We start from the raw sequence: 1107 nt of genomic DNA on the forward strand, positions 1-1107 counted from the left end.
CGCTGATGAAAGAGGAGCGCCAAAGAACAGAAAGAAGATTGAATGGAAACTCCTGACCGATCTTCCAGTGCAATCGCGCGGGGATGCGATCGAGAAACTCGAATGGTATTCCTTGGCGAGCAACACGAACCTCCGTGTGCCGGCCGCCGGTCCAGTGGATGAGCAGAACGGCCTCGTTGGTGTCCTCATCGAGATCGCAAACAATCTCTCGGACTACGTGTGAACCAGCCGCTGCTTGGTGCGTGTGTCCGTGGACGGTGCGTTCCACACCCGCGGCAGATCATACGCAAGTTGCAGAAGCAAGGCACGGTCGATCTTGGGACTTTCCGCCGATGCGGCGCGCAGCTCCTTGATCCGCCCCTCAAGCTCGGCAACCCGCTCCAATGCGCCATTCCAGCGCGCCTCAAGTTCACGGGCAACGTGACGCTTCGCCGGATCCACAAGCTCGTACCGGCGTGCGGCAAGAGACGCTTCGTAGCGTGCGACCTCAAGCTCCCGTTCGACGGCGGCGATGATCTCATGTCTCGAGCGCTCAATCTGGTCGGACGCCAATATCGCTGCTTCAACAGCCCGATCGGAGACAGCCTCGAGGATTTGCAGCGCGACCGCACGATCGATCCGTACTCCGCCGATGCCGATACATAAGCCTGCGCCGACATGGGCGTCATCGCCGCGGCATTGATAACGATGGGCATTCCCCTTGGCCTGGCCATAGACCACACGCATCATCCGACCGCAACGTCCGCACCGCATCAAGCCGGTCAGAAGTGCGCGTCCCCCGCGCGCCGATTTCCGCGAGCAGTTCTTCTTCATGTGCGCGTTTTCCAGCAGCAGCGCCTGATTGTCTTCATACTCCTGCCAACTGATATAGCCGGAATGATTGTCGCGCAGGAGAACATTCCATTCCTCCCGCGGCTTCTTGAACCCGCTGACCTTGCGGGCGCGACCGTCCACGATCCGTGTCTTCTGAGCAATTCGGCCAAACGCATAGGCGCCAGCATAGAGCGGATTGTGCAGGATCTGCATCACCGTGTGATAGGCTGGCGCTTTCCAGCTGAGCTTGTAGATTTGAACATTCCTCAGGACCACAGGCATTTTGATGTCGGC

The 1107-nt window shown here is 59.2% G+C and carries 2 protein-coding genes; one reads left to right on the forward strand and one right to left on the reverse strand.

The features are described 5' to 3' along the window. A partial coding sequence (locus tag K359_RS65665) for a hypothetical protein (RefSeq protein WP_245284972.1) occupies positions 1-223 on the forward strand: 223 nt, incomplete at its 5' end. On the opposite strand, the gene K359_RS60835 is transcribed toward K359_RS65665, so the two are convergent. Then, positions 214-1107, reverse strand: an 894-nt coding sequence (locus K359_RS60835; protein WP_245284973.1) for a recombinase zinc beta ribbon domain-containing protein, incomplete at its 5' end; no start/stop codon positions are given. The genes K359_RS65665 and K359_RS60835 overlap by 10 nt on opposite strands.

This window comes from Bradyrhizobium sp. th-b2 (assembly GCF_000426785.1).
In the GTDB taxonomy this organism is placed as follows: Bacteria; Pseudomonadota; Alphaproteobacteria; order Rhizobiales; family Xanthobacteraceae; genus Bradyrhizobium; species Bradyrhizobium septentrionale.